Source organism: Lysinibacillus sp. NPDC059133 (assembly GCF_042755925.1).
Lineage (GTDB): Bacteria > Bacillota > Bacilli > Bacillales_A > Planococcaceae > Lysinibacillus.
In genome coordinates this window covers 17,099-43,437 of record NZ_JBHZDH010000023.1, presented here as the reverse complement: position 1 = coordinate 43,437, position 26,339 = coordinate 17,099, and the positions used below count along the sequence as shown (strand labels likewise).

The window sequence follows — 26,339 nt, the reverse complement described above, 5'->3', positions numbered from 1 at the left end:
ACCCCCTAAGGTATTATTTTATTGATTTTTTTAGCGGAAAGGATTGTCCTCTCCGCCTATATAATAAGATCAATTATGCCTCGGCATAATTGCGTCCGGAATCGGCTTTGTGCTTAGGCTAACATCCCCTAAGAACTCCTTTCCGATTCCGCGACATCCGCCGGAGGCTTTAGGCCAACACGAAGTTGGTCACTCAGTCGTTGCCACAGGACGTGGCGTTCTTAGACTGAGTTCCTCTATTTCAGCAAGTGTTTTTTGTAGCGAAAGCGAAGCGTCAGCTACAGATGTTTGTACACCCGCTGAAAAACAACTTAAAACCGCATTCATCTCACCACCTATAGAGGTGGGAGACTTCTGCTGAAATAAGTTAAAATCATTTATGTTAATTAGAATGTTAATGACGGTGCTGCATCCTTCGCAAACTCTAAGAACGTCACAGCTCCTCCAACCTCGATACCTTCAATAAAATCATCTGTCGTTAAACCCATTACATCCATAGTCATTTGACACGCGATCAACTTCACACCTAATTCCTGTGCCATTTCCACTAATTGCGGAATTGCTGGTACATTAGCTTTAGCAAACCCTTCTGCAAAATGCTCCGCTCCCGCAGGCATAGGTAATGCATGCATCCCTTGTTTATGAATTAAATTTAACCCTTCGAATGTAAAGAAGATCGCTACTTCTTTCTCTGTAGCCGCCGCTGCCGTTGCAATATTGAACACCTTATATGCATCGAAAAGACCACCGTTACTTGCAATTATCGCTACTTTATTTGACATAATAAATTCCCCCTAAATATTTTTTGTTAAATCTCCTGTCCAGGATGTCATTCCTGAAAGAACGTTAAATACCTTTGTAAAGCCATGTGCCACAAGCTTTTGGGCAGCTAAATCACTACGCTTCCCAGTTCGACAAACGACATAAATCTCTTGCTCTTTATCAAGTTCAGAAAGGCGTCCGTCTAGCTCACCCATCGGAATAGACTTTGCTCCCTCTATGTGGCCAAAAGCAAACTCTGCCTCCTCACGAACATCGAGAATAAGACCTTCTCTTTCCATTGCCTCTTTTAACTCCATTGTATGTTCAAATGTTCGCTCTTCCATCGTGTCGTCCGAGCATTTACGAATGTAATGTTTAAGCACACTTTCTTCTTCCACTGTCCCAATATATTGATGACCCACAGATTCAGCCCATGCAGCAATATCCGCCTTCGAACCTTTATCCGTTGCTGATACTTCTAAAATTTGACCATCTACTAAATCAGCCATCGCCTTTTTCGTTTTAACAATTGGCATAGGACAAGAAAGCCCCTTGGCATCCAGCTGAAAATCTGCCTTAATACTCATAACATCCTCCCTCATACCTGTATAGGTATTATTTTTATTAAAAAAATATAGCAAGCGCTATAGGTTCACTGCACCTGCTACTTTACTTCACCATTCCAAGCAAGCATGCCACCAACCATATTGGATACATCGAAGCCTCGGCTTTCTAAAAACTGAGTAGCACTGCCACTACGACCACCTGATCGACAGACCATAACATATGGTTCATTTTTATTTAGCTCATGTATACGAAATTCAAGTAAGCCAAGTGGGATATGAATAATGCCCGGAATGTGTCCTGACTCCACTTCATCTACTTCACGTACGTCGATTAAATTTATTGCCTGACCTTGCTCTAAAGCCTGTTGTACTTCCATTGTTGAAATTTCCTTCACGCTATTCTCCTCCTAATACGCGCTCATGCCTCCACGGACATTTGTCACACGCTCAAATCCTTGTTTCTTCAGTTGTTTACATGCCTGACTACTGCGCATGCCACTTTGGCAAATGACAACGATCTCTTTGTCCTTCGGTATCTTGTCAAAACTAGAACCGAGCGGAATATTTTTGAACTGTGGGATATTTCGCCCCTTATATTCAGCTGGTGTTCGCACATCGATAAAAACTTTATCCTTATCATGTAAAATATTTTTCAATTGTACCGCAGAAATTGACTGTACCCCTTTCGTTGGCTTCATTCGCCAAACGAAAAATGCTATAACAACAGCAAGTATAATCCATGTTCCCATGTAACATTCGCCTCCTCACACATACTATTTAGGGTATATAAAATTTATCTACTTTTCACGACTAAATCCATTGCTTCTTGAATCGCAGTATTCACTTTTTCCGCATTCCCTTCAGCAGTCGTTACACATTCCAGTAAATTTTCACTAACGATTACTCCAATAGTTCGATCAACCGCAGAACGCACGGCAGATAGCTGTGTAATCACATCTTTACAGTTCTTTTCTTCTTCCATCATGCGTAAAACACCACGCAATTGACCTTCTATTCGCTTCACTCGATTAGCTGTTTTTGTACCGTAAGCCATACTATCATGCCTCCTTTCAAAACGATCGATTGAACTTGCTTACGTGATTCATAATATACCCCATTAGGTATAATGTCAACATGAAAGCTCGAATTTTTTTACTCATCGTTACAATGTCATTTCCCGCTTGTATCAACGTTTTATCCGTCCCTTTCAGGTTGTTATCCTTATTTTCTTATCTTTCAGTTACAAAAAAAAACGAGAAATCCGACGATTCTATCATCGAATTTCCCGCTTAAATAGCCATGAAGGTTTATTTCTTTTTAATAGTTATTGTCCAGGCAGCTTCACCAACTTGTTCATACTCTGTTACCTCGTGCCCTTCTTCAGCAGCCCAACGAGGAATAGATTCTGTACCTTGTGTACAATCAAATTGCACTTCTAATTCATCGCCTGAGTTTAAGTCTTTTATAGCTTCTTTTGCTTCCACTAATGGAAATGGACAAACCATTCCCATGACTTCTAATGTTTTTTTCATATGAAAACACTCCTTTTTACGCTGTTATTACGTGCGCAGCTTGCTTAGCTTTTTTACTTGGTCGAACGAATACAAAGTAAGATGCTGTCCATGTACCTAAAATCATAAACCCTAATGAAATCCAACCTTGCCAAGTCATCATCGCTGTCATCACCAATCCATTACCAATTGAGCAACCCCCTGCTAAACCTGCGCCGAACCCCATCATAAGTCCACCACATAAGCTGTTAATCGCTGTTTTTGTATCTGGAATACGGAATCTAAATTCACCACTCATTTTTGCCGCGAATAATGATCCTAAGAAAATTCCCAATACTAGAAAAACACCCCAGTTGATGAAGCTAATTTCTCCTGTCACCAAAAATTGCAAAATATTAGCAGAAGGTGTTGTAACGCCTAATCCGCCTATGCGACCAGTAGCTACACTTAACGGCCATGCTAAAGTTGCAATCACACCAATAATTGTTGCAGTTATAAATGGATGCCAACGTTTTTCAAACAAAATATGTGCTAATCCCGTTTTTTTCGGCTTTAACCCTGGGATTTTTAATCGTGGCTTCTTTAGCTCACGGTAAACAATCAATGCAACAACCACTACAAAAATCGTTATAATCAACCAGTTGTTTACGCCAATTGTCTCGGCAATAGAATTACTTTTAATGCTCGTTTCTTTAATAGCCGTATCCAACGGCAACAATACGCCTGATTTCATCATTGCTGCTACAAGCATATAACCAGCTAATGCAATCCAACTGCCAATTAGACCTTCTCCCGCCCGATACCAAGTACCTGTTGCACAACCACCAGCGAAAATAATGCCAATCCCAAAAATAAATGAACCAACAATAACAGCTACGATTGGTAAAGAACCAGCACTGAATTCAAATACCTTTAAACTAATCAAGGTATATACACCAACACTTTGGATTGCTATTGCAATAAGTAATGCGTAAAACATACGGTTATCTTTTGTTAAATACATATCGCGAAATCCGCCAGTTAAGCAAAAACGACCACGTTGCATAACAAATCCAAGTAAAGCTCCGCAAATTAGTCCTGTAATAACCATTTGACCCATCCATCATTCCCCTTCCAATACCTTAGTATTCTTATAGGGTATATTACCACTTGTTTTACTATGAATTCAATTACTTTTTTAACTATTTTAAATCTAATGACTTTTTTCATATCTACGCACACAAAAACCCCTTGCTACAAGTGCAGAAAACTGCTTTTTTATAACAAGGGGTCAGATAGTTATTTATTTTGCTAACTGCATTGCTGGACCAAAGAATTCATAATGAATTTTTTCGTCTTTCACGCCAATCTCATGTAAATTTTTAATGACCGCTTCCATAAAGCCAACTGGTCCACATACGTAAACATCTGCATTGTTGGCTACTTTTTCAGCTAAAAATTCTTTTGTGATTTTCTTATCTTCATCTGAATATAACGCTGTGTATGTTGCATTTGGAAGCACATTTACTTTCTCTTTAATATCATCGCTAAATGCTACAACTTTTTCATTGCGTGCACATTGGATAAAGCTCACTTCATTTGTCGCATCATCTTTTAGTGATTGTAGCATACTGTTTAATGGCGTTACACCGATACCACCACTTATAAATGTAATTGGAGCAGCAGTTTCTTCTAAGACAAATAGTCCTGCTGGAACACTTACATCTACTAAATCTCCTACTTCTAATACGTCGTGAATAAAGTTAGATACTTTACCATTTGGCGTATGATCGCTTTCACGTTTTACAGAAATACGATAGCCATCTTCTGTACTTGCTTGCGAAAGTGTATATTGACGGTTCATTAAATATTCTTCGCCTGGTACTTTCACACGGATACTGATATATTGACCTGGCTCATAAGCTGGTAGAGGGGAACCATCTTCATTTTCAAAGTAGATAGATGTAACAAGTTCACTTTCTACTACTTTTTTCGCCACTTTCAATGGTTTAAATAAGCGCCATCCGCCATTACCTTCTGCTTTTTGATATAGCTCTTCTTCTACTTGAATGAAAATATCTGCAATTAGGCCATATGCTTCAGCCCAAGCATTAATAATATCATCTGTTGCTGCATCACCAAGCACTTCTTTAATCGCTTTTAATAAGTATTCTCCTACTATTGGATAGTGCTCAGGTAAAATACCTAGACTACGGTGTTTATGGGCAATTAACATCACCGCTGGTAAAATAGCTTCTAAATTTTCTATATGAACCGCAGCAGCATAAACTGTGTTTGCTAATGCCGTTTGCTGACGACCTTTTTCTTGATTTGTATGGTTAAAAATATTTAATAATTCTGGATGAGCTTGAAACATATTTTTATAAAACGTTTTAGTAATTTCCACTCCATGAACTTCTAATACAGGAACTGTTGCTTTAATAATTTGTACTGTTTCTTGTTTTAACATATCGCTTACCACCCTTTCGTGATTACAATATAACGCTATCAATCCCTTAAAGCAATATATAAAATACATCTTTAACAAAATGGACATAATTAATGTATTTTAAATACATCTTTAAAAAAGTATTGAATTTATTATACTTCAATGTAAAAATGCTATAATTATTTTGAACTATAGAAAGTAGGGTGTTCTTATGCGCTTAACTTTATACACAGATTATTCTCTTCGAACACTCATATATTTGGGTGCAAAGGAAGAAGGCCAATTATCAACTATCCAAGAAATTTCTGATGCTTATAATATATCGAAAAACCATTTAATGAAGGTGACACACCAACTTGGATTATTGGGCTATATTGAAACGATTCGAGGACGAGGTGGAGGAATTCGCCTAGCGATTGATCCAAAGACCCTTACAATTGGTGAAATCGTGCGTCATACAGAAGAGGATTTTCATCTTGTCGAATGCTTTGACAAAGAAAATAATCTATGCAAAATCGCACCAGAGTGTCAGCTAAAAGGCGTATTATACGAAGCACTACAAGCCTATTTGGCCGTCCTAGATCACTATACTCTAGATGACTTTTTACATTCGAAAGAAAAGTTGTTGGCACTGTTGTTTGGCGAATAAAAATACCCGCACAACTCAAGTTGGACGGGTATTTTTTATGTTTATATTATTTTACAATGCCTTTGAAAAGAAAATCATATCGAGTGCACGAATACCATTTTCATAGATCGGCTCTGGGTAATTACTGAAAAAGTCTTTCTCAATTGCTTCCATACGAAAACCTGCTTTTTGATAGAATGCAATATTATCAATACTAGAATTTGCAGTTCCAACTATTATCGTTTTATATCCCTGAGATTGGCAAACTGTTGTTATTTGTCGCAGCGCTTCCTTCCCAAGTCCTTTTCCTTGATACTTCGGTACGATCGCAATATTTTTTAACTCTACTGTTGAATCAGACTGTGCAAGAAGTAAAGCAACACCCGCTAACTGCTCTCCACATTTAATCTCATATAATTCACCATCATTTAAATATTCTCGAACAGCGACTTCACTTTCATCAGCTAATAATAATTGTGGTAAATAGTCTTCCCGCACACCTTCCACTTTCTTTAAGGCTGTACGATATCGAACAAAATCTTCGCGCTCAAAAACATTTAAAACACATGGCTGCTTTTCTTTGACCTCTAGCCATGAATGCTCCTGCGGAAAATCCTTCTCAACTCCTAGTCGAATAAAAGACAACTTTTCCTGTGCCTTTTGTGAGCGAATATTGACCATTCTAGCTCCTGCAAAAACACGCTCTAGCCCTAACTCAAAGAATGCAATATCCAAAATTGCAACCTTCGATTGAAGATTATAGCCTTTTCCCCAAAATTCATAGCCAAGCCATGAACCAATATGACAGCTCTTTTTATTGTGATCAATAAACATTAACGCCGTCACACCAATTAGTTGTCCTTCCTCATCCAAGACAACACGAGGAACTGTTTTTCCTGCTTCTTCATCCACACATTCACGTTTAATAAAGTTTATCGTATCTTCCACTTTGCCAGCAGGTAACCCTAGTGCATCTCGAACCTGTGGCATGGAAGACAGCGCATGCATTGCTTCAGCATATTTTATAGCGTGTCTTACTAAAGTTACTGCCATATGCTATTCTCCTTTTAACATGATTAAGCCTTATTGCATCGGATTTTTATCGTCCTCTAGTTGCATAAGAGCTTATCCTGTCTATTTTTCATGTCTATGGCTCATCATCATAACGTGAGGTTGATTTCCGTTCCGACTTATACACATAGTATACGTTTTTTTAAAATCATCCCTAACTTTTGGCGATTAGGCATATTCATTTATTCCTAAATTTAATTATATGTTAGTTGCCAGGATACACCGAAGCGATCCTGAATCCAGGCAAATTTCTTTGAGAACCCATAATTATCAAGTGGCATTAACGCCTGTCCACCCTCTAAAATTTGAGCAACTAGACTGTCGATTTCTTCTATAGACTCACATTCCACAAAAATAGAAGTTGACGGTGTAAATGTAAAGTTATGCTGTATAACACTATCATTCACCATCATTTTCAGACCCTTTAAATGAAGAACAGCCATCGCAACTTGTTGTGAGTTTTCCATATACGTTAAGCTTTCTACCTGCAACTCTGAAAACCACTGTTGATATTGCTGAATAGCTTCATTGGCTTGTCCCTGAAACAGTAAAAACGTAGTGGCACTTTTCATTTATTTAACTCCCCTTCATATTTTGTAATCCATTGTGTTGGTGTCATTTTCGAAACAAGCTCTCCAATTAGTTCATATGGAATATTTTTAGTGTTTGTAAAACGAATACAGCTTTTCCCCATATTAAGCTTTGTCGGTACTCGTTTCGCATATTCCTCTTGGAACCACGAGAGTAACGCTTGATCTGCATAAATGCCCATATGATAAACCGCAATATGACGTTTTTGTGCAGCAAGGCTTATAAAGGGTAAAGGAGTATTCGGTGTAACATGGTAGCCCTTCGGATAAGTAGATAACGGGACAACATAGCTTATCATGTCATAATACATACTTTCTTCAAAACCCTCTGGTAAATTGCTTTCTACCACATCTACAAGTTTGGCAAAACCCTCCTGCCATTTTTCATCTACTTGCTCAATATAAGTGTTTTTCATACTCTCTCCCCTTTTCAACATAGTATTATTGCTAGGTGTATATCTTTATAGAAGACTCATTCCATAACGTAGAATTGATTTCCGTTTTTAATCGCTCTGCTGCGTAATGAATGCTAGGCTAATCATAGGATTGCCAATTACCATGAATATTGCATCACTAAAAGGAATCAATAAAGTCCCTTTGTTATTTATGCTTTACCTTCCGCCATTGCTTTTCGGTATAATTCCTTTGTTTTGTAGCCCAGTCTGATAATTTCACGCATTTCCTCTAAACGCGCCACCTGCGTCTCATCCTTTTTCGCACTATAGATATAACGGGCCCAGTCCTTTTGATAACCCGGTGTTAATCCATCATAAAATGTTAAATCATCCGTATTTTCTGCAAGTGTATCACGCAATTGAGGAATCATACCCTCATAGTCACCTACGCACTGACTACTCGCCGTCTTCTTCTTGCCACGGCCCTTGCCATCTCTTTTTATGCTTACTATTGAAAATGTCTCATCTAACGACATAAGACTCGCAAATTTATAATCACTGCCAACAATGTATTTTTCCTCGTCTACTTGAATAGCTGGGAAGATTTCATCGCGATGGATAAACTGTTCATACTTCTTATTCCCCTTTTTCGGATAAACAAAAAATAAATAGCCCTGTTCCGCAAGAGTGTTTAACTTTAATGCATCTTGTAATAATGTGACCATTTCATCAATCGTAAACACAAAAGCAATGATTCGATCATGAGGTGCACTCCCTGATTGGGATATTCCCTCCAGTATCATATCCTGTGGTTGATTATGAATGGCAATGGACAGTCCATCCTTCAGCTTAAACTTCTTTTGCATAGCTTTGACACCTCTTCTAATTATCAATACAATTTTCTCTTAGTTTTGATAGTATAGCTGATTTAATGAAAAATTCGTACAAAAAAACGCTCGAATTTTCTCGAGCGTTTAGTTTTACATTGAAATAAGCTACTTTATTTTGGTAGTCGCTACTATTCCTTTAATAATCGGAATGGCTGTTCCAATTAGCACTATCGGTAGGAACCACCAGCCAATATTCTCTACCTCACCAATTGCAATACGGACCATTTGGAATGATATGGCTGCAAATAAAATGAGACAAAGATTTTTTATTTCATTTAATATTTTTCGGCTATTTAAATAAAATGCCTCTACATTACTTTCATTTAAGCGTGCTGGGTAATTATGCGTATGCGGAACCCTTTCAAGGAACCCTAGAAAAATCCATAGAAATATTCCGATTAACGGAAGGATGAATAATTCTATTTTGGAACCCCAGCGATTAACTTCTCCTGCACCATTAAAGTGAGCCGGAATCTCCTCGGGCAATTTGCCCCATATGACAAAAATATAAAAGATGGACAGTACAAATAATCCACCACCGATATAGTCCCAAATCTTTTCATATGTTGTTTTTGACAATTTCAAAACAGGTCTATACATCTTCCCACATCCTTGCTTACTCCTTTACTATTTCTACGTAACTACAGTTCATTTAGTTTCGAATTTATGCAAATTGTCTTAATTGTTTGTGATATACACATAACTATCCGCTTTCACTGATAGTAAAACAGCACTTTATTCTACCTTTTTTATCATTTTATCTACAACTTACGTCCATATTATTCCTATTCAATATAGTAAAAATTCTCATAATACTTTGTAAAATTCATATAATCTGATATAAATGGTATATACATATTTCATTTTTTTGTAACATTTCTACTAAATTACTGAGAAAGGAAACAACAACTATGCGATTTACTATCTATAAGAAGTTAACACTCGGTTTTTTTATTGTTATTTTAGTATTAGTTGGCACCATCGGATTAAATATTAAACAGCTTAATTCAGTAAACATGACATATCGCGTGTTGCTTGAAGAACAAACAACAAAATCTATTAGTATACAAGAGCTCCGCGCAATTGCTAAACAAGAAATTGTAAGTATGAGAGGCTATCTATTACTTGGGGATAAACAAAATTCTCAAAGTAATACAGCATCCCGTGAAGAATTTAAAAAGAAATATGATGAATTAATGGCATCGTTCGATTCTCAAAAATCGATTGAATTATTAGAGGCAATCAATAAAAGCGAGCAAGATGCCCAACAGTTCGCAGATCGAATGTTTTCATTAAAGGCAGCTGGAGAAACAGAACAATATGAAAAGCTTGATAGCACACAAGGCCGCCTAATTATTAAACAGTTCGATGAACGTGTGGCTAACCTTGCTAACTACCAAGATGAATATATAAAAGGGCAAATCGCTGCTACATCAAAAGAAACACAATCCATTAAATCCCAAATGATCATTCTTGGCGTTTTTGCCGTCGTCATTAGTCTGATAATTGCTATGGTCATGGGAAGCCTTATTTCCCGCCCTATCAAAGGTATGGCAAAAACTGCGAAAAAGATTGCTGGGGGCGATTTAACAGCTGAGCAAATTCATATTAAGAATCGTGATGAAGTTGGTGATTTAGCACTTGCCTTTAATCAAATGGCGGTAAATTTAAAGGATCTTATTACAAATGTACGTCATAACACCGTGCAAGTAAGTGGTTCTGCTGCTGAATTAACCGCAAGCGCTGAACAAACTATTCAAGCGACAGAACAAATTACTTCTTCTATACAAGAAGTAGCAAGTGGCTCCGAAGCTCAAGGTAAAAATGCTACTGAAAGCTCGGTAGCTATGAAAACTATGACAAAAGGTATCCAACAATTGGCTGTGACTACAGCTGCCGTTTCAGAGCTTGCTATAGAGACAAACACGGAAGCGAATAAAGGAAATGAATCCCTTCACCGTGTTATTACGCAGATGAACACAATTAATTCAGCAGTCTTAGAATCTGCTAGTGTTGTAAAAAATTTAGAAAACCATTCTGTTGAAATTGGAAATATTATTAGCCTTATTACAGATATTGCAGAGCAAACAAATTTACTAGCATTGAATGCTGCAATTGAGGCAGCACGCGCAGGAGATCATGGTCGTGGCTTTGCAGTAGTTGCGGATGAAGTGAAGAAATTAGCGGAGCAATCCAAACGATCTGCTGAACAAATCGCTACTTTGATTTCAGAAATCCAACAGAATACAAATCGTGCCGTAACTGTCATGGATACTGGTACACAAGAGGTTCAAGTGGGTATGCAAGTTGTAAAAGTAGCGGAGGAAGGCTTCTCAAAAATCGTTGAACTGATCGAACAAGTATCCAAACAAATTCAAGAAGCAACGACAGTTTCTGAAGAAATGTCATCGAGTGCTGAGCAAATTTACGCATCCTTCGATGAAATTGCAACAATCGCACAGATGTCTTCTTCAAATCTACAAAATGTAGCTTCTGCTTCTGAGGAACAACTAGCGACTATTGAAGAAGTGGCCGCTTCTGCTGCCGCACTATCAAACATGGCCGAGGAATTACAAACACAGGTTTCGCGTTTTAAAGTGGATTAAGGAATTTGGTAAAGTTTCTATAATAGCTAATTATCATAACGTGGGGTTGATTTCCGTTCCGACTAGGCGCTTTCCTGGGGGCGTCCGATGAGCCGCTTCGCTTCGCTGCAGGGTCTCGGGCCAACACGATGTTGGTCACGAAGGCGTTATCACAGGATGTGATGGTTTTAGCCTTCGTTCCTCTATCGCTGATCCCCAAGGAGTCGCCTAGCCTCCACTCCAATCAACTTGAATACATTGCATGCATTTTAACAATATTATGCCTCGAAGCACCATGACTATAGTTAAACGTATGAGCTGTTTTCAAAGTATCTACCTGGTAAAATACAGAAAACCATTGATTCTACGAGTGCAAAGTCAGCTCATAAAACAAATATATTTATCCTTTTCTTTTTAAAAACCAAAATAGTATAGCTACTATGAAAAGAAAAATGGGGGTTAGTCCAATATATTTAAAAACATTTACTGCTCCCCAAAAATAAAATGCTATAGGCAAAAATGAAATTGTACTAATCAGCATAAAAACCCAAGACTTTTTAAAAATACCTACTATTAATGTGACACCAGAAATGAAAAATGAGAGCTGCCAAAGGAACAAAGTTGTGTTAAGATCCGCCATATTGTCTTCTCCTTTTTAACATCTTCCTATCTGAGAATGGACTCTGAATTATCCCTAGATGGTACCTATCGATGACATTCATTGTATGTGTGCTGGAATCTTCGATCTCTGAAGGATTCCCGTACAGGTAGCATGGGAATCTATTCCGTTAAAGCCTCTTCTTTGTACTTTTCATTTAACACACTTAACATCTTAATTATTGCTGTCTCTTCACTTGGTACTTGTAAGGACGCAAGCTCACTTACTTTATGCTCACCTACACAAACGCTTTCTTTTGCCTTTGCAAACATCGACGCATCATTCGTGTCATTACCAAATGCGATAAATTCACCTTCAGCGATACCTAATTTCGTTAAACCATTCCATTTATCTATACCATTAGGGCTCATATCTACAATATTTTCGGATGTATGTTCATACAATGAGATTGGTAGTTTTTTTAGTTCACCTACTATTTCATTGCGTTGCTCTCCAGGAAATAATACAACTTTCACTATAGCCTTCAAATTCTGCAATGACACATTTTTCGCAAGCTTTAGTGGATCTAAATTTTGATAAATTGGATGTGCCTCACTACCTGTATATGCATAATCCCAATCACCGTCTATTAAATACGGCAATCGAAATGCTGTAATAATATTTTGAATCTCTTCTATAATTAATGCTTCAAATGCTGTTACTTCAATAGTTTCCCCGTTCCGTGCAACAAATGCACCATTTCCCCCAACCATTGAAAATTTCCGCATTGTTTCAGGTAATACTGGTAGTAAATCACGAATCGGACGAGCTGATGCAAAAATGATTTCATGCCCGTTTTCGATGCAAGCTTCTAGAGCATTAGTAATTCCCTCACTTAATGGTTGACCCTTAAAGCAAATTGTACCGTCCAAATCAAATACAAATTTCATTGTCACGCCCTCTTTCTAAACTGTTAGTTACCCATTTATTATTACATAAATATTTACATTTATTGCGAAAAATAATGATTATCGCCAACGCGTGGTTGATTTCCGTTCCGACTGGGCGCTTTCCCAGGGGCATCCGATGAGCCGCAAGGAGTCGCCCAACCTCCACTCCAATCAGCCTATACACATGGCATACATTTTAACAAATGCCATCACAAAATTTCGGAGATGACCCAAAAAAGAGAGTTTTTTATTGTTATCAAATGTTTGCTTTCAAAATTAATCGCCCCCCCGATAAGACTGAAAAGAAATAATTTTTAGAATATTGTTGACATTATCGTGATATCGAAGTATGATTGCTTTCAACAACACATTGTAGGCCAAGATTGGAAATAGTAGAAATGCAAGTGTACTTGTAGAGAGTCGGTGGTTGGTGCAAACCGATAGGCACACATTTTGAACTCGTCCATGAGCCACTCCCTGAACTTTAAGTAAGGGACGTCGGTTTCCTCCGTTAACGGGATAGACAGTGATGGCTGTCGATAAGGGGACTTTTTCTGTCATGAGAAAGTCAATTAGAGTGGTACCGCGAGCACAAACTCGTCTCTATATTTTTATATAGAGGCGGGTTTTTTTGTTTTTATTTTATTGGCCTAGGTGTGTATTTCGTCTCTATTGTGCAAGGCTGAGACATTATCAATATAATGACAACTACTACAAAAGGAGTGTTTGAAAATGGAAAGAAAAATTTGGGTGTTTGATACAACTTTACGTGATGGCGAGCAAGTGCCAGGTGCAAAACTGAATTTATACGAAAAAGTAGAGATTGCACAGCAACTCAAAAAATTAGGCGTCGATATTATCGAAGCTGGTTTCCCGGCTTCATCACAAGGAGATTTTGATGCAGTTAAAGCTGTCGCACAGAAAGTTGGTCATACAAGTGACATTATGATTACTGCTTTAGCACGGGCTGTACAGGCAGATATTGATGCTGTTTATAACGCTGTAAAATACGCTGAAAATCCGATGATTCATATGGTGCTTGGTACTTCTGATATTCATGTTGAAAAAAAATTCAGTAAATCCAAGGATCAAATTCTACAGATTGGCGTAGATGCAGTAAAATATGCGAAAACTCTTCTACCACAAGTCCAATATTCAACAGAAGACGCATCTCGTTCTGATTTTGAGTATCTTTGGAAAACCATTGAGGCTGTGATGAAGGCTGGCGCAACAATGATTAATGTACCTGACACAGTCGGCTTTGCAGAGCCAGAAGAGTTTGGAGCGATGATTTACAAACTAAATGAGCGTATGAAAAACTTAGACGATAGCGTTCTGTTAAGTGTTCATTGCCATAACGATCTTGGTATGGCAACTGCTAACACGCTTGCTGCGATTAAAAACGGCGCAGATAAAGTAGAATGTACAATTAACGGCATTGGCGAACGCGCAGGAAATGCGGCATTAGAAGAGGTCGTCATGGCGTTAAAAACACGTAGCTCTGTATACAATGCTGAGACCCGTATTAACACAAGAGAAATTATGAATACGTCTCGTCTCGTTTCAAGCTTTATGGGCTTAGACGTACAAGTAAACAAAGCGATTACTGGGGATAATGCTTTTGCCCATTCATCTGGTATTCATCAAGATGGCCTTCTTAAATCTCGTGATGCCTATGAAATTGTCCATCCAGAAGATGTAGGTCTAGACGATATGGAGTTAGTCCTAACAGCTCGCTCTGGGCGTCACGCGGTGAAAAATGCCCTTGAAAAACTTGGCTTTTCCAATCTTTCAGCGGATGAATTTGAAGGAATTTTCGATGGTTTTTTAAAGCTTGCTGATGCAAAGAAAGAAGTTTACGATCACGATTTATATGTTATTGTTGAAAGCTATTATGAAAAACATGACGCAAACAATGCCAATGCCACTCATTACAGTGATCAGTTCTTCGACTTCGATGATTTACAAGTCGTCAGCAACGCAAGCTTCCCTTCAGCAAGCGTGAAAGTACGTAAAGGTGGCGAAGTATTTAAAGCAAGTGCAGTTGGCTCAGGTCCAATCGATGCCCTATATTCGGCCATCGCAGAAATTACAAACATGGACGTGAAACTTGTAGAATATAATATCAATAGTGTTTCTCGTGGTAAAGAAGCGCTTGGTAAAGTAAAAATAACAATCGAGCATGAAGGTGAAAAATATATCGCAAAAGCTGCGGATACAGATATTTTAAAAGCGAGTGCGCTAGCTTATATTAATGCGATCAACAGTATTGTTGTTGCTAAATTAACGCCTGTTATGAACTAATTAAATAGTTAAAAGCAGTATGACACTATTGAGTCATACTGCTTTATTTTTCCTATCGACTACCCTCTACTAACTTTCGATATTCCTCTTCAATCAATTCAATATCAAGACGTTCAAACAGTGGTGTCACTTCGCTAATGCTTGCTGGTAAGTCCACTTGCTCACGCCATATCACTTCATTGATTCCCAACATTCCCCTTACCTTCTCAGCTGAAAACGGTAAAAATGGATGTAACAGTTGTCCAAGATTAGCAATAATATAAACACATGTTGCCAGTGTTCGATTTCCAGCTTCAACATTCTCTTTCACCTGTAGCCATGGCTGCTGCTCGTCAAAATAGCGATTAGCCGCACGAATATATTCAAAAACAGCCTCTAATGCTTGCTTAAAATGACCCGCTTCTATATGATTCCCAACATCATTAAACAGCTGAATCGTGTGTTTTCGAATGGTATTATCTACTTCGGCATGAGGCACTTTACTACTAAACGATTTCTCTAAAAACTTCAAAGTACGATTGACAAAATTACCGTAAGCGCCTAGTAATTCACCATTATGACTATAAATAAATTCTCGCCAAGAGAAATCCGTATCACGATTTTCTGGCGCATTCATTGTTAAAAAATAACGAATAGAATCTGCATCGTATCGACTCAAAATATACGGCACCCATACCGCCCAATTTTGGCTCGTCGATAATTTTCGTTTTTCTAATGTTAAATACTCGTTTGATACAATATGTGTAGGTAAGGCCTTTGCTCCAATTCCCATAAGTATGGCTGGCCATATAACTGTATGGAACGGAATATTATCCTTACCATGCACATAATACGAAATCGTTTCTTCATTCCACAAATCTTCAATCGCTATTTGATGCTGTTTTGCCCATTCAATACTAGCTGTTAAGTAACCTGCTACTGCTTCAATCCACACATATATTTTTTTGCCTTCAAAACCTGGTACGGGCACATCTATTCCATTTGGCAAATCCCTTGTTACAGCACGGTCTGGGACCCCTTCTGCCAAATAACGTTCTGTTAAACCTAAAGCATTGTCTCGCCAGCGTTTTTCCGCCTTTGCCTCCGCTAAATAAGTCTCCAACCTCCCTTGAAACTGACTAAAAGCAAAATAAAAATGCTCTGTCTCCCTGATAATTGGCTCATTCCCACAAATTTTACAGCGTTTATCGATTAAATCGAGCGGGTCTAAAATGGTTGAGCAATTATCACATTGATCACCACGCGCCTTCGCACCACAGTTTGGACAAATCCCCTCTACAAATCGGTCCGGCAAAAACTGCTTGTCCGTTTCACAATAGGCTTGTTCAATTTTCTTTTTGTATAAAAAATTGTTCGCTAATAGCTGTAAAAAAATTGTTTGTACAGATTCATGATGGTGCTGCGCATCTGTTCTCGTATACAAATCATAGGTAAATCCTAAATCATTGAAGCATCTTGAAAACTCTTCGTGATAATGATTAGCAATTGCTTCCGTTGTTGTGTTTTCCTGTGCAGCCCGAATAGAGATCGGTGTGCCATTACAGTCACTTCCCGAAACATACAATACCTTCTCGCCCTTTTGTCGGTAATATCTAGCCAAAATATCACCTGGTAATAATGCGGCAACATGCCCTAAATGCAAAGAACCATTTGCATATGGCCACGCGCCTCCAATAACAATTGTCATCCTAAGTTGCTCCCCTCGAAAAATTGTAAAAAGTTTAAGGTGTGTTGATTAACCATTTTTATCTATTCTAATTAATTAGAAGACACCGATTTCCGCTACGGGCTACTCGCTTTCCTGCGGGAGTCGAGTAGCCCTCACTACAATCAGCTAAAATGGGCAAATAATAACAAAATATCAACAAAAAAATCTTTTTATCGGCCAATAATAAACCTATATTCCCCTAATCAACACACCTAAAAAAGTGTATAAAAAAACGCCCTAATCAAAAATTGATTAGGACGAGTATACCCGTGTTACCACCTATATTTACAAATAGCTCACACTATTTGCCTCCATCAGTGCGTCTCATTTCAAATTTCAATGAGAGATACTGCCGCCGTTGTAACGAGTGCCCATCTCGTCGTAATCTACTCGCAAACTTGCTTTCGGTACGAAGCTCAAAGGTCATTTTCAAAAGGGGGCATTTACCTCATTTCCACCAACAGAGGCTCTCTATATAATGCTTATCCAATTTACTTTTCCTTATCAATGCTTTTACTATAGATTTCCACCATTCTACTCTTTCTGCTGTTGAATTGCAATGCATGTCGAAAATCCTTCATAGTTCTCGATAAAACAAAAAAGTTGGGTGATAAATCAGAATATGTTGTCGATAAAATTTATCCTAGCTTTAAATCAGGTAATTCTTTTAAATCATCAATAACAATGTCCGCTTTTTGTAATTCTGTTTCCTGCGCAAAGTCGAATCGTACACCAACAGAGAGTAGCTGATTGTCATGAGCTGCCTGAATATCAGAAGAACGATCACCTACAACTGTTCCACGTTCAATGGCATTTTCCTTGACTACCTTTTTCACTAAATCAGATTTATGACCGCTCGAAATGGACTGAATACTATATGTACCTTTGATATAACGCTGTAATTGATAGGTTTCTACTATTGCTTGTAAATACTCGGTTTGTCCATTACTGGCAATGAATAAATCATAGTTTTCTGCCAAACTAGCAAGTGTTTGCTCTGCATGTGGATACAATGCGCCCTGGCGATTACGTATTTGTTCAATAAGTTTAACATGGAATAATGCATTGCTTTCTTCACGTGTCTCTAGCGTGTGCATAGGACATAACGTTTCCCAAACAACAGGTAATGGAACCCCCATAATTTCGCGGTATTTCTCTATTGGTGTTTCTCCCAGCCACAAGCCCTTTTTACGTAGCACATCGAACGTCGCCGATAGTGCTGGCTCTAATATTAGATTTGTTTGAAATAAAGTGCCATCCATATCAAAAATAATAGCCTTTTTCACAAAATCACCCCTTCTACTATTATCAACGTTTCCATTAGAAGGAGTGTTGCAACCATTAATCATCAAAAAACTCCATATGCGTTTTTTCCTTCTTATAGTAATCCAATCGATCCTGTAAAGTCCCTGTATGAAATTCGAATTTATGACCGTCTGGATCTGTAAAATAAATCGATTTTTTATCTCTCACATCTCTTTTTCTGCCTTCCAGAATATTGACATTATATTGGACTAGTTTTTCATACACTTTATCAAAATCGTTCTCCTGGATAGAAAACGCTATATGTGTATAGGATTGATGGATTTCATTGCGTGGAATATCCTGTTCTACATTCAGGGCAAGCCACAGCCCATTTACATCAAAATAGGCTGTACTTTTCCCCTTCACTAGTAATTTTGCGTCAAAAACCTTTTCATAGAATGCAATGGATGCTTCTAGATTTGAAACTGAAAATAATCAATTTCGCCTTGGCGTAATTGCGTCCGGATTTTGAATTGTGCCCGCACAATTCATTCCTTTCAAAATCCGTGACATCCGCCGGAGGCTTTATCTTCATTCAGTGGGGGTTTAGACACAATAAAAAAGTAGCCACATCCACATTCATCTCACTTCTTCAGAGAGAAGCATTCTACTGAATGAAGATAAATGATTTATGTTTTGGATTGTCATGCGTGTGCCCTCAACTTTGAAACCGCTGATAACCGTTCATCCTCATATCAAGTTTCGTTTAATTTTATTTTTTACCTTTCTTCCCCTTCGCAATTTGCTTTGATTTACGTTGCTCATTTAGTTTTGCCTGTGCATTTGCTTTTCGTTCGATAAAAGCAAGCTCTCTTTGCAATTTAAAGTAGCTTTGGAGACGTGATTGTTCAAGCACACCATCTGTAATGGCTTGCTGTACGGCACAATGTGGTTCCTTCTTATGTGTACAATCCCTGTAACGACAGGCAGCAGAAAGTTCCTCAATATCCTGAAAACTAGAGGATAAGCTATCACTCTGATCCCATAATTGTAACTCTCGCATTCCAGGCGTATCAATTAAACAGCCGCCTTCTGGCAATAGAACTAACTCACGATGTGTTGTAGTATGGCGCCCCTTCGCATCATCTTCACGAATATCTGAAACCTTCATAAGCACATCACCACTAAGAGCATTCGTCAATGTGGATTTCCCTGCGCCAGAAGAACCAAGCAATGCTCCTGTCACGCCTTCCGTAAATAGCGTACGAATACCCTCTAAGCCCTCACCTGACAGGGCACTAGTCACAAAAATATCCACACCGAACGCTACAGACTCAACTTCACGTATCTTACTAGAGACATCTTCACAGAGATCAGCCTTCGTCAATACAACGACCGGCTTCGCACCTGAATCCCACGCAGCTACTAAATAACGTTCTAAACGACGAATATTAAAGTCTGCATTTAAGCTCATAACGAGAAGCACGATATCAACATTCGATGCTACAATCTGCTCTTGTATTTCCATACCCGCAGCCTTACGGGAAAAGACTGATTTTCGTGTAAACAATTTATGAATAATGGCCTTTTCCTCACCGGGCATTTTCTCAACTAGCACCCAATCCCCAACTGCTGGGAAATCCTCACGGGCTAATGATGTATACGCGTAATGTCCAGCAATCGTTGCCAGCCACTCTCCTTCTTCAGCCAGTACACGATAGGAATGCTTATGCTCTAAAGTAACCCTAGCAGGCACACAATTCGCCAGCTTAGCCTCCTGTTTAAATCCAGTCATTTGCTCTTCAAAATATGTTGAAAATCCTAAAGTTGTTAAATTCAATTTGTTTTCCTCCTAAATGTGCATATCATTTGTAATCAATTGATAAAAAATAAAAAACCTTGTCTCTGCGCAATTCGGCAGTTACAAGGTTCACAGGCACATTTAAAAGAATATACAAATCACCACAATTGTGATCGAAATACAATGCGTGGTCAATTTATATAATTTAGGCGTGTGAAATTGAACAAACCGAATTGCTGTTCGTTAAAAGCGGCTCTATTCATCATGTCACATCACCTACTTCCGATTTTGTTATTTTCAATATAACGGAATCTTCCGAAATTGTCAATTATAACTTACAAGCATGTATCCCCTCCCACCCTGCATACAATAAACAAGACCACTAGTTGCGAAGGAGATGTTGAATTGTCAAAAATCATTTCGATCAGTACATACAAACCACCGTACACATTACAACAGACAAATGCGGAGGAGCTGACGAAGGAGCTTTTTCATGCAAAAATCCCTAAATTAGAACGCTACTTAAAAGTTTTTGAGAATGGAGGGATTGCAACACGCCATTTTTGTGTGCCACCAGAATGGCATCGTACGGATCATTCCTTTGAGGAACGTAACGATTTATATATTGAGCTAGCTACACAATATAGCGTTGATGTCATTAAGGCTTGTTTACAAAATGAAGCATTTTTACAATCACCGATTTCTCCTAAAGATATCGATGCCATTATTTTTGTGAGTAGCACAGGCATTTCCACACCAAGTATTGATGCACGGGTTATGAATCAACTTCCTTTTTCAGACAGGCTTAAGCGTATTCCACTTTGGGGACTTGGCTGCGCTGGTGGTGCAGCAGGTGTTAGTAGAGCCTATGATTTTTGTCGTGCTCACCCCGAAGCAAAAGTTCTTGTCGTTTGTGTCGAGCTTTGTAGTCTAACCTTTCAGCCAAATGATTTTTCAAAAAGCAATTTAATCGGGGCCTCTCTTTTTGCAGATGGTGCAGCATGTATACTCGTCTGTGGAGATGAAGTGAACATCGCCGTGAAAAAATCAACACCTACTATTATCGGAACTGGCTCTAAGTGGATGCCAGATTCAGAGAATGTTATGGGCTGGAATATTAAAAATAATGGCCTACATGTCGTTTTCCAGAAAAGTATTCCTGGCATCATCACCAATTGGCTCGGCCCATTCATTGAACAATTTTTATTGGAACATGAACTATACTGTGAACAGCTTAACCATTTCATTGCACACCCTGGCGGTAAAAAAGTATTAAAAGCCTATGAAGATACACTTTATCTAGCTCCCCAAAAAACCGACATTTCTCGGGAAATATTAAAATATCATGGAAATATGTCGTCTCCTACGGTGCTATATGTGTTAGAGCAATTTATGTTAAACGAAGGACAAGTAGAGGATACTGGTTTGCTCGTCGCTCTCGGCCCTGGCTTCTGTGCTGAAGCTGTATTACTTAAATGGAGGGAGTAGCATGATGATTTACATTATTTTGATCCTCGTCATTCTACAAAGATTGACAGAAGTTTTCATTGCCAAACGCAATGAAAAATGGATGCTCTCACAAGGGGCATATGAAGTTGGTTCTTCTCATTATCCATATATGGTTACTTTGCACACCGCTTTTTTCTTGTTTTTAATTATTGAAATAGTTACTAATCATAAAAGTGTATCTCCTTTATTTCCGTTATTATTCTTATTATTTATTGCCGTTCAAGCATTACGCATTTGGTGTATTCGTTCATTAGGGTCTTTTTGGAATACGAAAATACTCATATTGCCTGATGCAGAAGTTGTACGTAAAGGCCCTTATACATTTATGCGTCACCCAAATTACGCAGTTGTTTGCTTAGAAATTATTCTTCTGCCTTTACTGTTTCAAGCATATTTTACAGTATTCTGCTTTACACTTTTAAATGTAACAATGCTATCTGTACGCATTCCAATTGAGGAAAAAGCTTTACGAGATGCGACAAATTATAATCATGTATTTCATAAGAAGATTTCGGAATCCTAGCCGAAATCTTTTTTCTTCTCTCTCATTTACTGCCCGTAAAAGCAGAATTGAACAATCAAGTAAAATCCTAATAACATAAAAATAGCTGCTTCAAAAGTGTCTTGTTTTACTTTTGAAACAGCTGTAACAGCATACTTTATACAGTTTTATCAGTATTGATTTCTATAGTTAGCTCGTTCAATTTGTGGTCCAGATCCTCAAGTAAGCGTAATTTATGATTCAATTGCTTCTCAAAATCCATTGATTGAGCAAGTACCCTATTTACTTGAGCATCTATGTGTGTAAAGAACCCTGGATTCATCATCGTTTTTCCACTCAGGGAAAGGCTATACTTTTTTACATCCGCTAATTCTTCCGATAATTTTGCTATCTCACTGCTTTTCTCCTCTATTTTTTTGGTTAAATGCTTATTAAGATTGTCTGAATTGGCTTGTTCTGAATGGGATCTTTCAAGGACTTCACTGATAGTCTTCATTTGCTGGCTTATATCTCTTGTAAAAACATTCAACTTATTTTCAAGACCATCCACTGTAGTCTTATAATTAGCATCTGAATTTATAGAAAGTAATTCATCTTTAGTGAATTTTAAAGATTCCTTTATTAGCTTATTTTCTGCACGCAGTTCTTCTAGTTCCTTTAATAAACCCTCTATCGAAGAAAGTTGTTTTTTCTTCTGGATTTCTCTTGCTTGTATATCATCATAGTAAGTTTTTATTGTTCTTTCATGGTCTCTCTTCAGCTTTAAAAGCTCCATCGAAAGTTCCTTTTTCTGTTTTGTTAATTCAACATTTTCTCGCTCTAATCTCAGGACTAGTGAATAATAATCACCATCTTTGAGCCTTTTAACTTCATTTTTATATTTCGCTAATTCGGCTCTTAAAAAAATGACCATTTGCTGAAGCTGAATAGGATCATTGTTTTTGACAATATCATTATCCACACCCACACCTCCTATCACGAAAATTTTTTAAGTAAACTAATCACTTCTTCAAATTGCTTCTTACTCTCCTCTAACATCTCGTCAAGCTGCTTCATCATCTTCATTTCTATTTCCTCATCGCCAATTTCTTCAGCTTTTCTCTTTTCTCCTGATATTAAATGCGTAATAAGTAGATTCAATGTGCCTTTTTCGAAATAAGCAAAGCTATTATTTTCCTCATTACTATAGTTAGGTAGATTTGCAAGCTGTTCCTTCATAAGTTGATGGACAACACTATCTATTTTTTGATTCATATTTTCATACTCACTCATTTTCATCCTCCTGTGTATAACTAAATCCATTGAGATTAATAGGATTTAAGACGACGACACCATCTTCTAGCTGATCACAATATGTAAAACCCATGATACTTCCTGAATAAGATACATTATGATCCCATTTGATCTGAAAGTTAGGAAATGATAGTGTTTCGTTTGGCTCTAACGTTGTTTTTCCTATAGGTCTAAGCCAGAACTCCTCCTTGCTCGATTGATCATTGATTCGCTCCCAGCTACTGTTTCCTTTTAAGTTTGGTGCGAAATGTTCATAGACATACCTTCCAGAGAAGGAGAATGGGGAATCTTCAGGTAGCTTTATGCATAAATAAGGATTCGTTATAGGCTGATTACCTATATTACGAATATGATAAGAGCCCAAGCATAAGCTTTCCTCATCGGGATTATAAGAAATATTGATTGAAGATGTGAAATAACTAATGACATTGACACTATCCGGAATAATAAGCCCCTCAATCGTTTTTTTAATTTCATGAACATAAAAATTCGTTTGTTTTTTTAATTCATTTATTTTTTCTTCTACACGATCGATGCGAGTAAGCATAATCAGTACCCCCTTGCTAATAATATTGAATTAACCAAAGCAAATTCAAACTTCTTTTTGTGGCTGTTACGTCCTTCCATAAAAAAAAAGAGAGGATTACCCTCTCTTTACAATATGATTTTCTTCTATGTGTTAGTACCATTAACCAACTGTTGGGAATACAGCTGGGCACTGCGCTGGGCGAACTACACCCGGACATGCGAACGGTAATTCTGCTCTTGGCTCGCAGAAAGTCGCTAAGAATTCCACAGTAACTGGGAATGTAGATTGAATACTTTGGCAAACAGATACCGTAATGGTTAATGCAGAAAACGTAATTGTACCTGCTCCAGCTGTTAATGTTCCAGTTGTACACACGAAACAATCTAAATCTGTGAATAAAATTTCTACATCTGTCCCTTTCGGCGCACATAATGTAACTTGTTCACAACGAGAAAGTGGAATAGTATTGCTTGTGAACATAGTGCCGTTCGGTAAACAAACAACTATCGTAAGAATAAAATTCTTTTGAATAGTTAAATTTTGAAGACATACAGTTGCACCATCAATTGTGAATTGGCGATTCTCACGGTTCAAGATCACAATAGGATTAGTTGTTGATGGAACTACCTTACATGTAACTACCGCACCTGTTAAATCAGTCGTTGGCGTTACTCCTGGAAAAGTAATTGGTCCAGTAGGGGAAAAATCAAACGACATTTCCTTTACAATCCAGTCAAATACCTTATCGACGTTGATACAAATTAGTTCTTGCGCCTGGGATGGCATATTCTCTAGCATCCTTTTGACACCTCCATAAATTTTTTATCTTTCGTTTGTATCATATGTTTTCTAGCTATAAGTGTATGGGCTAATAAGTAATTCGTTTTGATTTTTATGAAATTCTTCAATTGCAGTATGTATCATTTTTACTTACATCTCCTCTTCTAATGGAGGAACTAAAATATTCGAAAGGATTGGTATATTTGTAACAGAAAGTAACTATTTTTAATAAAATATTAATGGACAGAAAGGGGTGAAATGCAATGGAAGATTCAAAATTGTACTCCACTCAAGACATTGAAAAATTGAAGCAAAAGATAGAAGCCTACAAGGATACGTTAACTTCATTAAAAATGGGAACTTCAATTGAAGATTTCCTATTTATGAAAATGGATTTTGATGAGATTAAAACGCAAATGGCATTTTTAGAAGAGCTTACTGAAACAATGGATGATAAGCAAAAAAATTCACAAATTCGAGGCTATGAGGAGCAGGTAAAGTTTCTATCGGCACAAATTGAGTCTCTGAATCAAACGATTGAGGGCAGGAACCGAGAAATACTAATGGTTTTAAACAAATTACTCACGATTGAAAATACTGAAGCTTTAACCACTATACCTAAAAAGGAAAACACATCTAAATTTATTGCTAACGGTGTACAAAGGGATCCGATCATTACACAGACAACAAATCAATCGGGGATTACATCAAAACAGCCATCTTATAAAATGTTACAAAGTCTGGCAGGTAAAGCTACAAATGCGCAATTAGAAGGTAACAATAGCACACCTTCTACTCGTAACGGGAATCAAAGAGATGTACCCGAGGAACGCCATTTTAATCAACAATACTTTCAATCAATAAATACTCATCCAAGCCAAATATATAATGGCTTATATAGAAATACCACAACCGAATCCACCTTCCATTTTAAACACGCTACAAGCACACAGGAAATTCCAGTTAATATGAATGAATCTGCCTTACCATCCGACAATGCCTCAACTCCTGACAATTACAGAAAAAAAAATACTGCTGTCACTGTAGATGAAATGAACTCTGAAATAACAAATAAGCCTGGCAATCATAATGCAGTTGAAACTGTTAATGAATCTGGCATTCTGGCAGTAGCTGAAACTGTTAATGAGCCTGTCATTCTGGAAGCAGCTGAAACTGTTAATGAACCTGGCATTCTAGATGCAGTCGAAACTGTTAATGAGCCTGACATCCTTGAAGCAGCTGAAACTGTTAATGAACCTGATATTCTGGATGCAGTTGAAACTGTTAATGAGCCTGACATCCTTGAAGTAGCTGAAACTGTTAATAAGCCTGTCATTCTGGAAGTAGCTGAAACTGTTAATGAACCTGTCATTCTAGAAGTGGCGGAAACTGTTAATGAGCCTGTCATTCCGGAAGCAGTTAAAGTGGTTAACGAGCAAGAGGACACAAATAAATCCCCTAGTTTAAAAAGTAATGAATGTGAATTTTTTGAACCTTCATCAGGGGAAGAAACCCAAGCACAAATTGAAGAAGTAAACAAGCAACCCGAGCTAAAAGAAGAATCACCTGAAGAAAACCAGAAAAAAGATAAGGGTTCTTTGTTTTTCAATTTCTTTCGAAAATGGAGTTAGTTTAAAGTTGTGGTGTACAGTCTATGGAGATTTTACGATAAATCCGTCCAATACGTATGAAAA

29 protein-coding genes, 1 pseudogene and 2 other annotated features are annotated in these 26,339 nt (G+C 37.8%); of the genes and pseudogenes, 6 read left to right on the top strand and 24 right to left on the bottom strand.

The window, feature by feature from the left end; all coding sequences use genetic code 11:
- Nucleotides 1-189: 189 nt before the first annotated feature.
- The 9 genes from ACFXN8_RS13825 to hmpA all read right to left on the bottom strand — a co-directional run bounded on the left by ACFXN8_RS13825 (nt 190) and on the right by hmpA (nt 5,288).
- Nucleotides 190-327 (bottom strand): hypothetical protein, encoded by a 138-nt coding sequence (locus tag ACFXN8_RS13825; RefSeq protein WP_376072355.1) that lies wholly within the window; start codon nt 325-327, stop codon nt 190-192.
- Between the two features lie 59 nt (nt 328-386).
- Complete coding sequence (locus ACFXN8_RS13820) at nt 387-782, bottom strand: DsrE/DsrF/DrsH-like family protein (RefSeq protein WP_079562216.1); 396 nt, start codon at nt 780-782, stop codon at nt 387-389.
- 12 nt (nt 783-794) lie between these two features.
- Nucleotides 795-1,349, bottom strand: coding sequence for a sulfurtransferase TusA family protein (locus tag ACFXN8_RS13815; RefSeq protein ID WP_386845825.1), 555 nt, complete (start codon nt 1,347-1,349; stop codon nt 795-797).
- A 77-nt stretch (nt 1,350-1,426) separates the two neighbouring features.
- A complete protein-coding gene (locus ACFXN8_RS13810; protein WP_386845823.1) occupies nt 1,427-1,723 on the bottom strand; it encodes a rhodanese-like domain-containing protein in 297 nt (98 codons plus the stop codon).
- 12 nt (nt 1,724-1,735) lie between these two features.
- Nucleotides 1,736-2,077 (bottom strand): rhodanese-like domain-containing protein, encoded by a 342-nt coding sequence (locus ACFXN8_RS13805; protein WP_376072346.1) that lies wholly within the window; start codon nt 2,075-2,077, stop codon nt 1,736-1,738.
- A 44-nt stretch (nt 2,078-2,121) separates the two neighbouring features.
- The gene (locus ACFXN8_RS13800) at nt 2,122-2,382 is read right to left on the bottom strand and encodes a metal-sensitive transcriptional regulator (RefSeq protein WP_386845821.1); all 261 of its coding nucleotides are present in this window, start codon (nt 2,380-2,382) and stop codon (nt 2,122-2,124) included.
- Nucleotides 2,383-2,635: 253 nt separating this feature from the next.
- A complete protein-coding gene (locus tag ACFXN8_RS13795) occupies nt 2,636-2,860 on the bottom strand; it encodes a sulfurtransferase TusA family protein (RefSeq protein WP_249074808.1) in 225 nt (74 codons plus the stop codon).
- A 16-nt stretch (nt 2,861-2,876) separates the two neighbouring features.
- Nucleotides 2,877-3,938 (bottom strand): YeeE/YedE thiosulfate transporter family protein, encoded by a 1,062-nt coding sequence (locus ACFXN8_RS13790; protein WP_376072342.1) that lies wholly within the window; start codon nt 3,936-3,938, stop codon nt 2,877-2,879.
- 183 nt (nt 3,939-4,121) lie between these two features.
- Nucleotides 4,122-5,288: an NO-inducible flavohemoprotein gene (gene hmpA, locus ACFXN8_RS13785; RefSeq protein WP_376072339.1), complete on the bottom strand. Its 1,167-nt coding sequence runs from the start codon at nt 5,286-5,288 to the stop codon at nt 4,122-4,124.
- Nucleotides 5,289-5,478: 190 nt separating this feature from the next.
- Here hmpA and ACFXN8_RS13780 point away from each other — a divergent pair, with 190 nt between their 5' ends.
- Nucleotides 5,479-5,916 (top strand): Rrf2 family transcriptional regulator, encoded by a 438-nt coding sequence (locus ACFXN8_RS13780; RefSeq protein ID WP_386845818.1) that lies wholly within the window; start codon nt 5,479-5,481, stop codon nt 5,914-5,916.
- A 51-nt stretch (nt 5,917-5,967) separates the two neighbouring features.
- Here ACFXN8_RS13780 and ACFXN8_RS13775 read toward each other — a convergent pair whose 3' ends face one another.
- From ACFXN8_RS13775 to ACFXN8_RS13755, 5 genes are all read right to left on the bottom strand, one after another.
- Nucleotides 5,968-6,948: a GNAT family N-acetyltransferase gene (locus tag ACFXN8_RS13775; RefSeq protein WP_386845816.1), complete on the bottom strand. Its 981-nt coding sequence runs from the start codon at nt 6,946-6,948 to the stop codon at nt 5,968-5,970.
- 212 nt (nt 6,949-7,160) lie between these two features.
- Complete coding sequence (locus ACFXN8_RS13770) at nt 7,161-7,538, bottom strand: VOC family protein (protein WP_386845814.1); 378 nt, start codon at nt 7,536-7,538, stop codon at nt 7,161-7,163.
- Complete coding sequence (locus ACFXN8_RS13765; RefSeq protein WP_376072328.1) at nt 7,535-7,972, bottom strand: DUF1801 domain-containing protein; 438 nt, start codon at nt 7,970-7,972, stop codon at nt 7,535-7,537. The genes ACFXN8_RS13770 and ACFXN8_RS13765 overlap by 4 nt, the downstream gene beginning before the upstream one ends.
- Nucleotides 7,973-8,160: 188 nt before the next feature.
- Entirely contained in the window at nt 8,161-8,817 is a 657-nt protein-coding gene (locus ACFXN8_RS13760; protein WP_386845811.1) for a YdeI/OmpD-associated family protein, read from the bottom strand.
- Nucleotides 8,818-8,946: 129 nt separating this feature from the next.
- Entirely contained in the window at nt 8,947-9,441 is a 495-nt protein-coding gene (locus ACFXN8_RS13755) for a DUF1648 domain-containing protein (protein WP_386845809.1), read from the bottom strand.
- Between the two features lie 311 nt (nt 9,442-9,752).
- Here ACFXN8_RS13755 and ACFXN8_RS13750 point away from each other — a divergent pair, with 311 nt between their 5' ends.
- Complete coding sequence (locus ACFXN8_RS13750; protein ID WP_386845807.1) at nt 9,753-11,447, top strand: methyl-accepting chemotaxis protein; 1,695 nt, start codon at nt 9,753-9,755, stop codon at nt 11,445-11,447.
- 379 nt (nt 11,448-11,826) lie between these two features.
- Here ACFXN8_RS13750 and ACFXN8_RS13745 read toward each other — a convergent pair whose 3' ends face one another.
- Together ACFXN8_RS13745 and ACFXN8_RS13740 are read right to left on the bottom strand one after the other, a co-directional pair.
- Complete coding sequence (locus ACFXN8_RS13745; RefSeq protein ID WP_386845805.1) at nt 11,827-12,066, bottom strand: hypothetical protein; 240 nt, start codon at nt 12,064-12,066, stop codon at nt 11,827-11,829.
- 140 nt (nt 12,067-12,206) lie between these two features.
- Entirely contained in the window at nt 12,207-12,974 is a 768-nt protein-coding gene (locus tag ACFXN8_RS13740) for an HAD-IIB family hydrolase (RefSeq protein WP_386845803.1), read from the bottom strand.
- A gap of 370 nt (nt 12,975-13,344) precedes the next feature.
- Nucleotides 13,345-13,582, top strand: a binding site (T-box leader).
- A 124-nt stretch (nt 13,583-13,706) separates the two neighbouring features.
- Between ACFXN8_RS13740 and ACFXN8_RS13735 the strand changes: the two genes are divergently transcribed.
- On the top strand, nt 13,707-15,278 hold the full coding sequence (locus ACFXN8_RS13735; RefSeq protein ID WP_386845801.1) for a 2-isopropylmalate synthase: 1,572 nt from the start codon (nt 13,707-13,709) through the stop codon (nt 15,276-15,278).
- Between the two features lie 52 nt (nt 15,279-15,330).
- Here ACFXN8_RS13735 and metG read toward each other — a convergent pair whose 3' ends face one another.
- From metG to rsgA, 4 genes and pseudogenes are all read right to left on the bottom strand, one after another.
- Nucleotides 15,331-16,965, bottom strand: a complete 1,635-nt coding sequence (metG, locus tag ACFXN8_RS13730) for a methionine--tRNA ligase (protein WP_386845799.1) — start codon at nt 16,963-16,965, stop codon at nt 15,331-15,333.
- Nucleotides 16,966-17,236: 271 nt separating this feature from the next.
- Nucleotides 17,237-17,503: a binding site (T-box leader), on the bottom strand.
- A gap of 121 nt (nt 17,504-17,624) precedes the next feature.
- Nucleotides 17,625-18,272: an NIF family HAD-type phosphatase gene (locus ACFXN8_RS13725; protein WP_386845797.1), complete on the bottom strand. Its 648-nt coding sequence runs from the start codon at nt 18,270-18,272 to the stop codon at nt 17,625-17,627.
- A gap of 55 nt (nt 18,273-18,327) precedes the next feature.
- Nucleotides 18,328-18,723, bottom strand: a pseudogene (fosB, locus tag ACFXN8_RS13720) (metallothiol transferase FosB); the annotation flags it as partial.
- A 280-nt stretch (nt 18,724-19,003) separates the two neighbouring features.
- Nucleotides 19,004-20,071 (bottom strand): ribosome small subunit-dependent GTPase A, encoded by a 1,068-nt coding sequence (gene rsgA / locus ACFXN8_RS13715; protein ID WP_386845795.1) that lies wholly within the window; start codon nt 20,069-20,071, stop codon nt 19,004-19,006.
- 366 nt (nt 20,072-20,437) lie between these two features.
- Here rsgA and ACFXN8_RS13710 point away from each other — a divergent pair, with 366 nt between their 5' ends.
- Together ACFXN8_RS13710 and ACFXN8_RS13705 are read left to right on the top strand one after the other, a co-directional pair.
- Nucleotides 20,438-21,520 (top strand): type III polyketide synthase, encoded by a 1,083-nt coding sequence (locus ACFXN8_RS13710; protein WP_376072297.1) that lies wholly within the window; start codon nt 20,438-20,440, stop codon nt 21,518-21,520.
- 1 nt (nt 21,521) lies between these two features.
- The gene (locus ACFXN8_RS13705) at nt 21,522-22,064 is read left to right on the top strand and encodes an isoprenylcysteine carboxyl methyltransferase family protein (protein WP_376072294.1); all 543 of its coding nucleotides are present in this window, start codon (nt 21,522-21,524) and stop codon (nt 22,062-22,064) included.
- 136 nt (nt 22,065-22,200) lie between these two features.
- Here ACFXN8_RS13705 and ACFXN8_RS13700 read toward each other — a convergent pair whose 3' ends face one another.
- The 4 genes from ACFXN8_RS13700 to ACFXN8_RS13685 all read right to left on the bottom strand — a co-directional run bounded on the left by ACFXN8_RS13700 (nt 22,201) and on the right by ACFXN8_RS13685 (nt 24,663).
- The gene (locus ACFXN8_RS13700; protein ID WP_386845792.1) at nt 22,201-23,004 is read right to left on the bottom strand and encodes a hypothetical protein; all 804 of its coding nucleotides are present in this window, start codon (nt 23,002-23,004) and stop codon (nt 22,201-22,203) included.
- A 14-nt stretch (nt 23,005-23,018) separates the two neighbouring features.
- On the bottom strand, nt 23,019-23,315 hold the full coding sequence (locus tag ACFXN8_RS13695) for a hypothetical protein (protein WP_386845790.1): 297 nt from the start codon (nt 23,313-23,315) through the stop codon (nt 23,019-23,021).
- Nucleotides 23,308-23,883, bottom strand: a complete 576-nt coding sequence (locus tag ACFXN8_RS13690) for a hypothetical protein (protein ID WP_386845788.1) — start codon at nt 23,881-23,883, stop codon at nt 23,308-23,310. Before ACFXN8_RS13690 ends, ACFXN8_RS13695 begins: the two co-directional genes overlap by 8 nt.
- A 141-nt stretch (nt 23,884-24,024) precedes the next feature.
- Complete coding sequence (locus ACFXN8_RS13685) at nt 24,025-24,663, bottom strand: BMQ_0737 family morphogenetic spore coat protein (protein ID WP_386845786.1); 639 nt, start codon at nt 24,661-24,663, stop codon at nt 24,025-24,027.
- Between the two features lie 245 nt (nt 24,664-24,908).
- Between ACFXN8_RS13685 and ACFXN8_RS13680 the strand changes: the two genes are divergently transcribed.
- On the top strand, nt 24,909-26,276 hold the full coding sequence (locus ACFXN8_RS13680) for a hypothetical protein (protein ID WP_386845784.1): 1,368 nt from the start codon (nt 24,909-24,911) through the stop codon (nt 26,274-26,276).
- Nucleotides 26,277-26,339 lie beyond the last annotated feature (63 nt).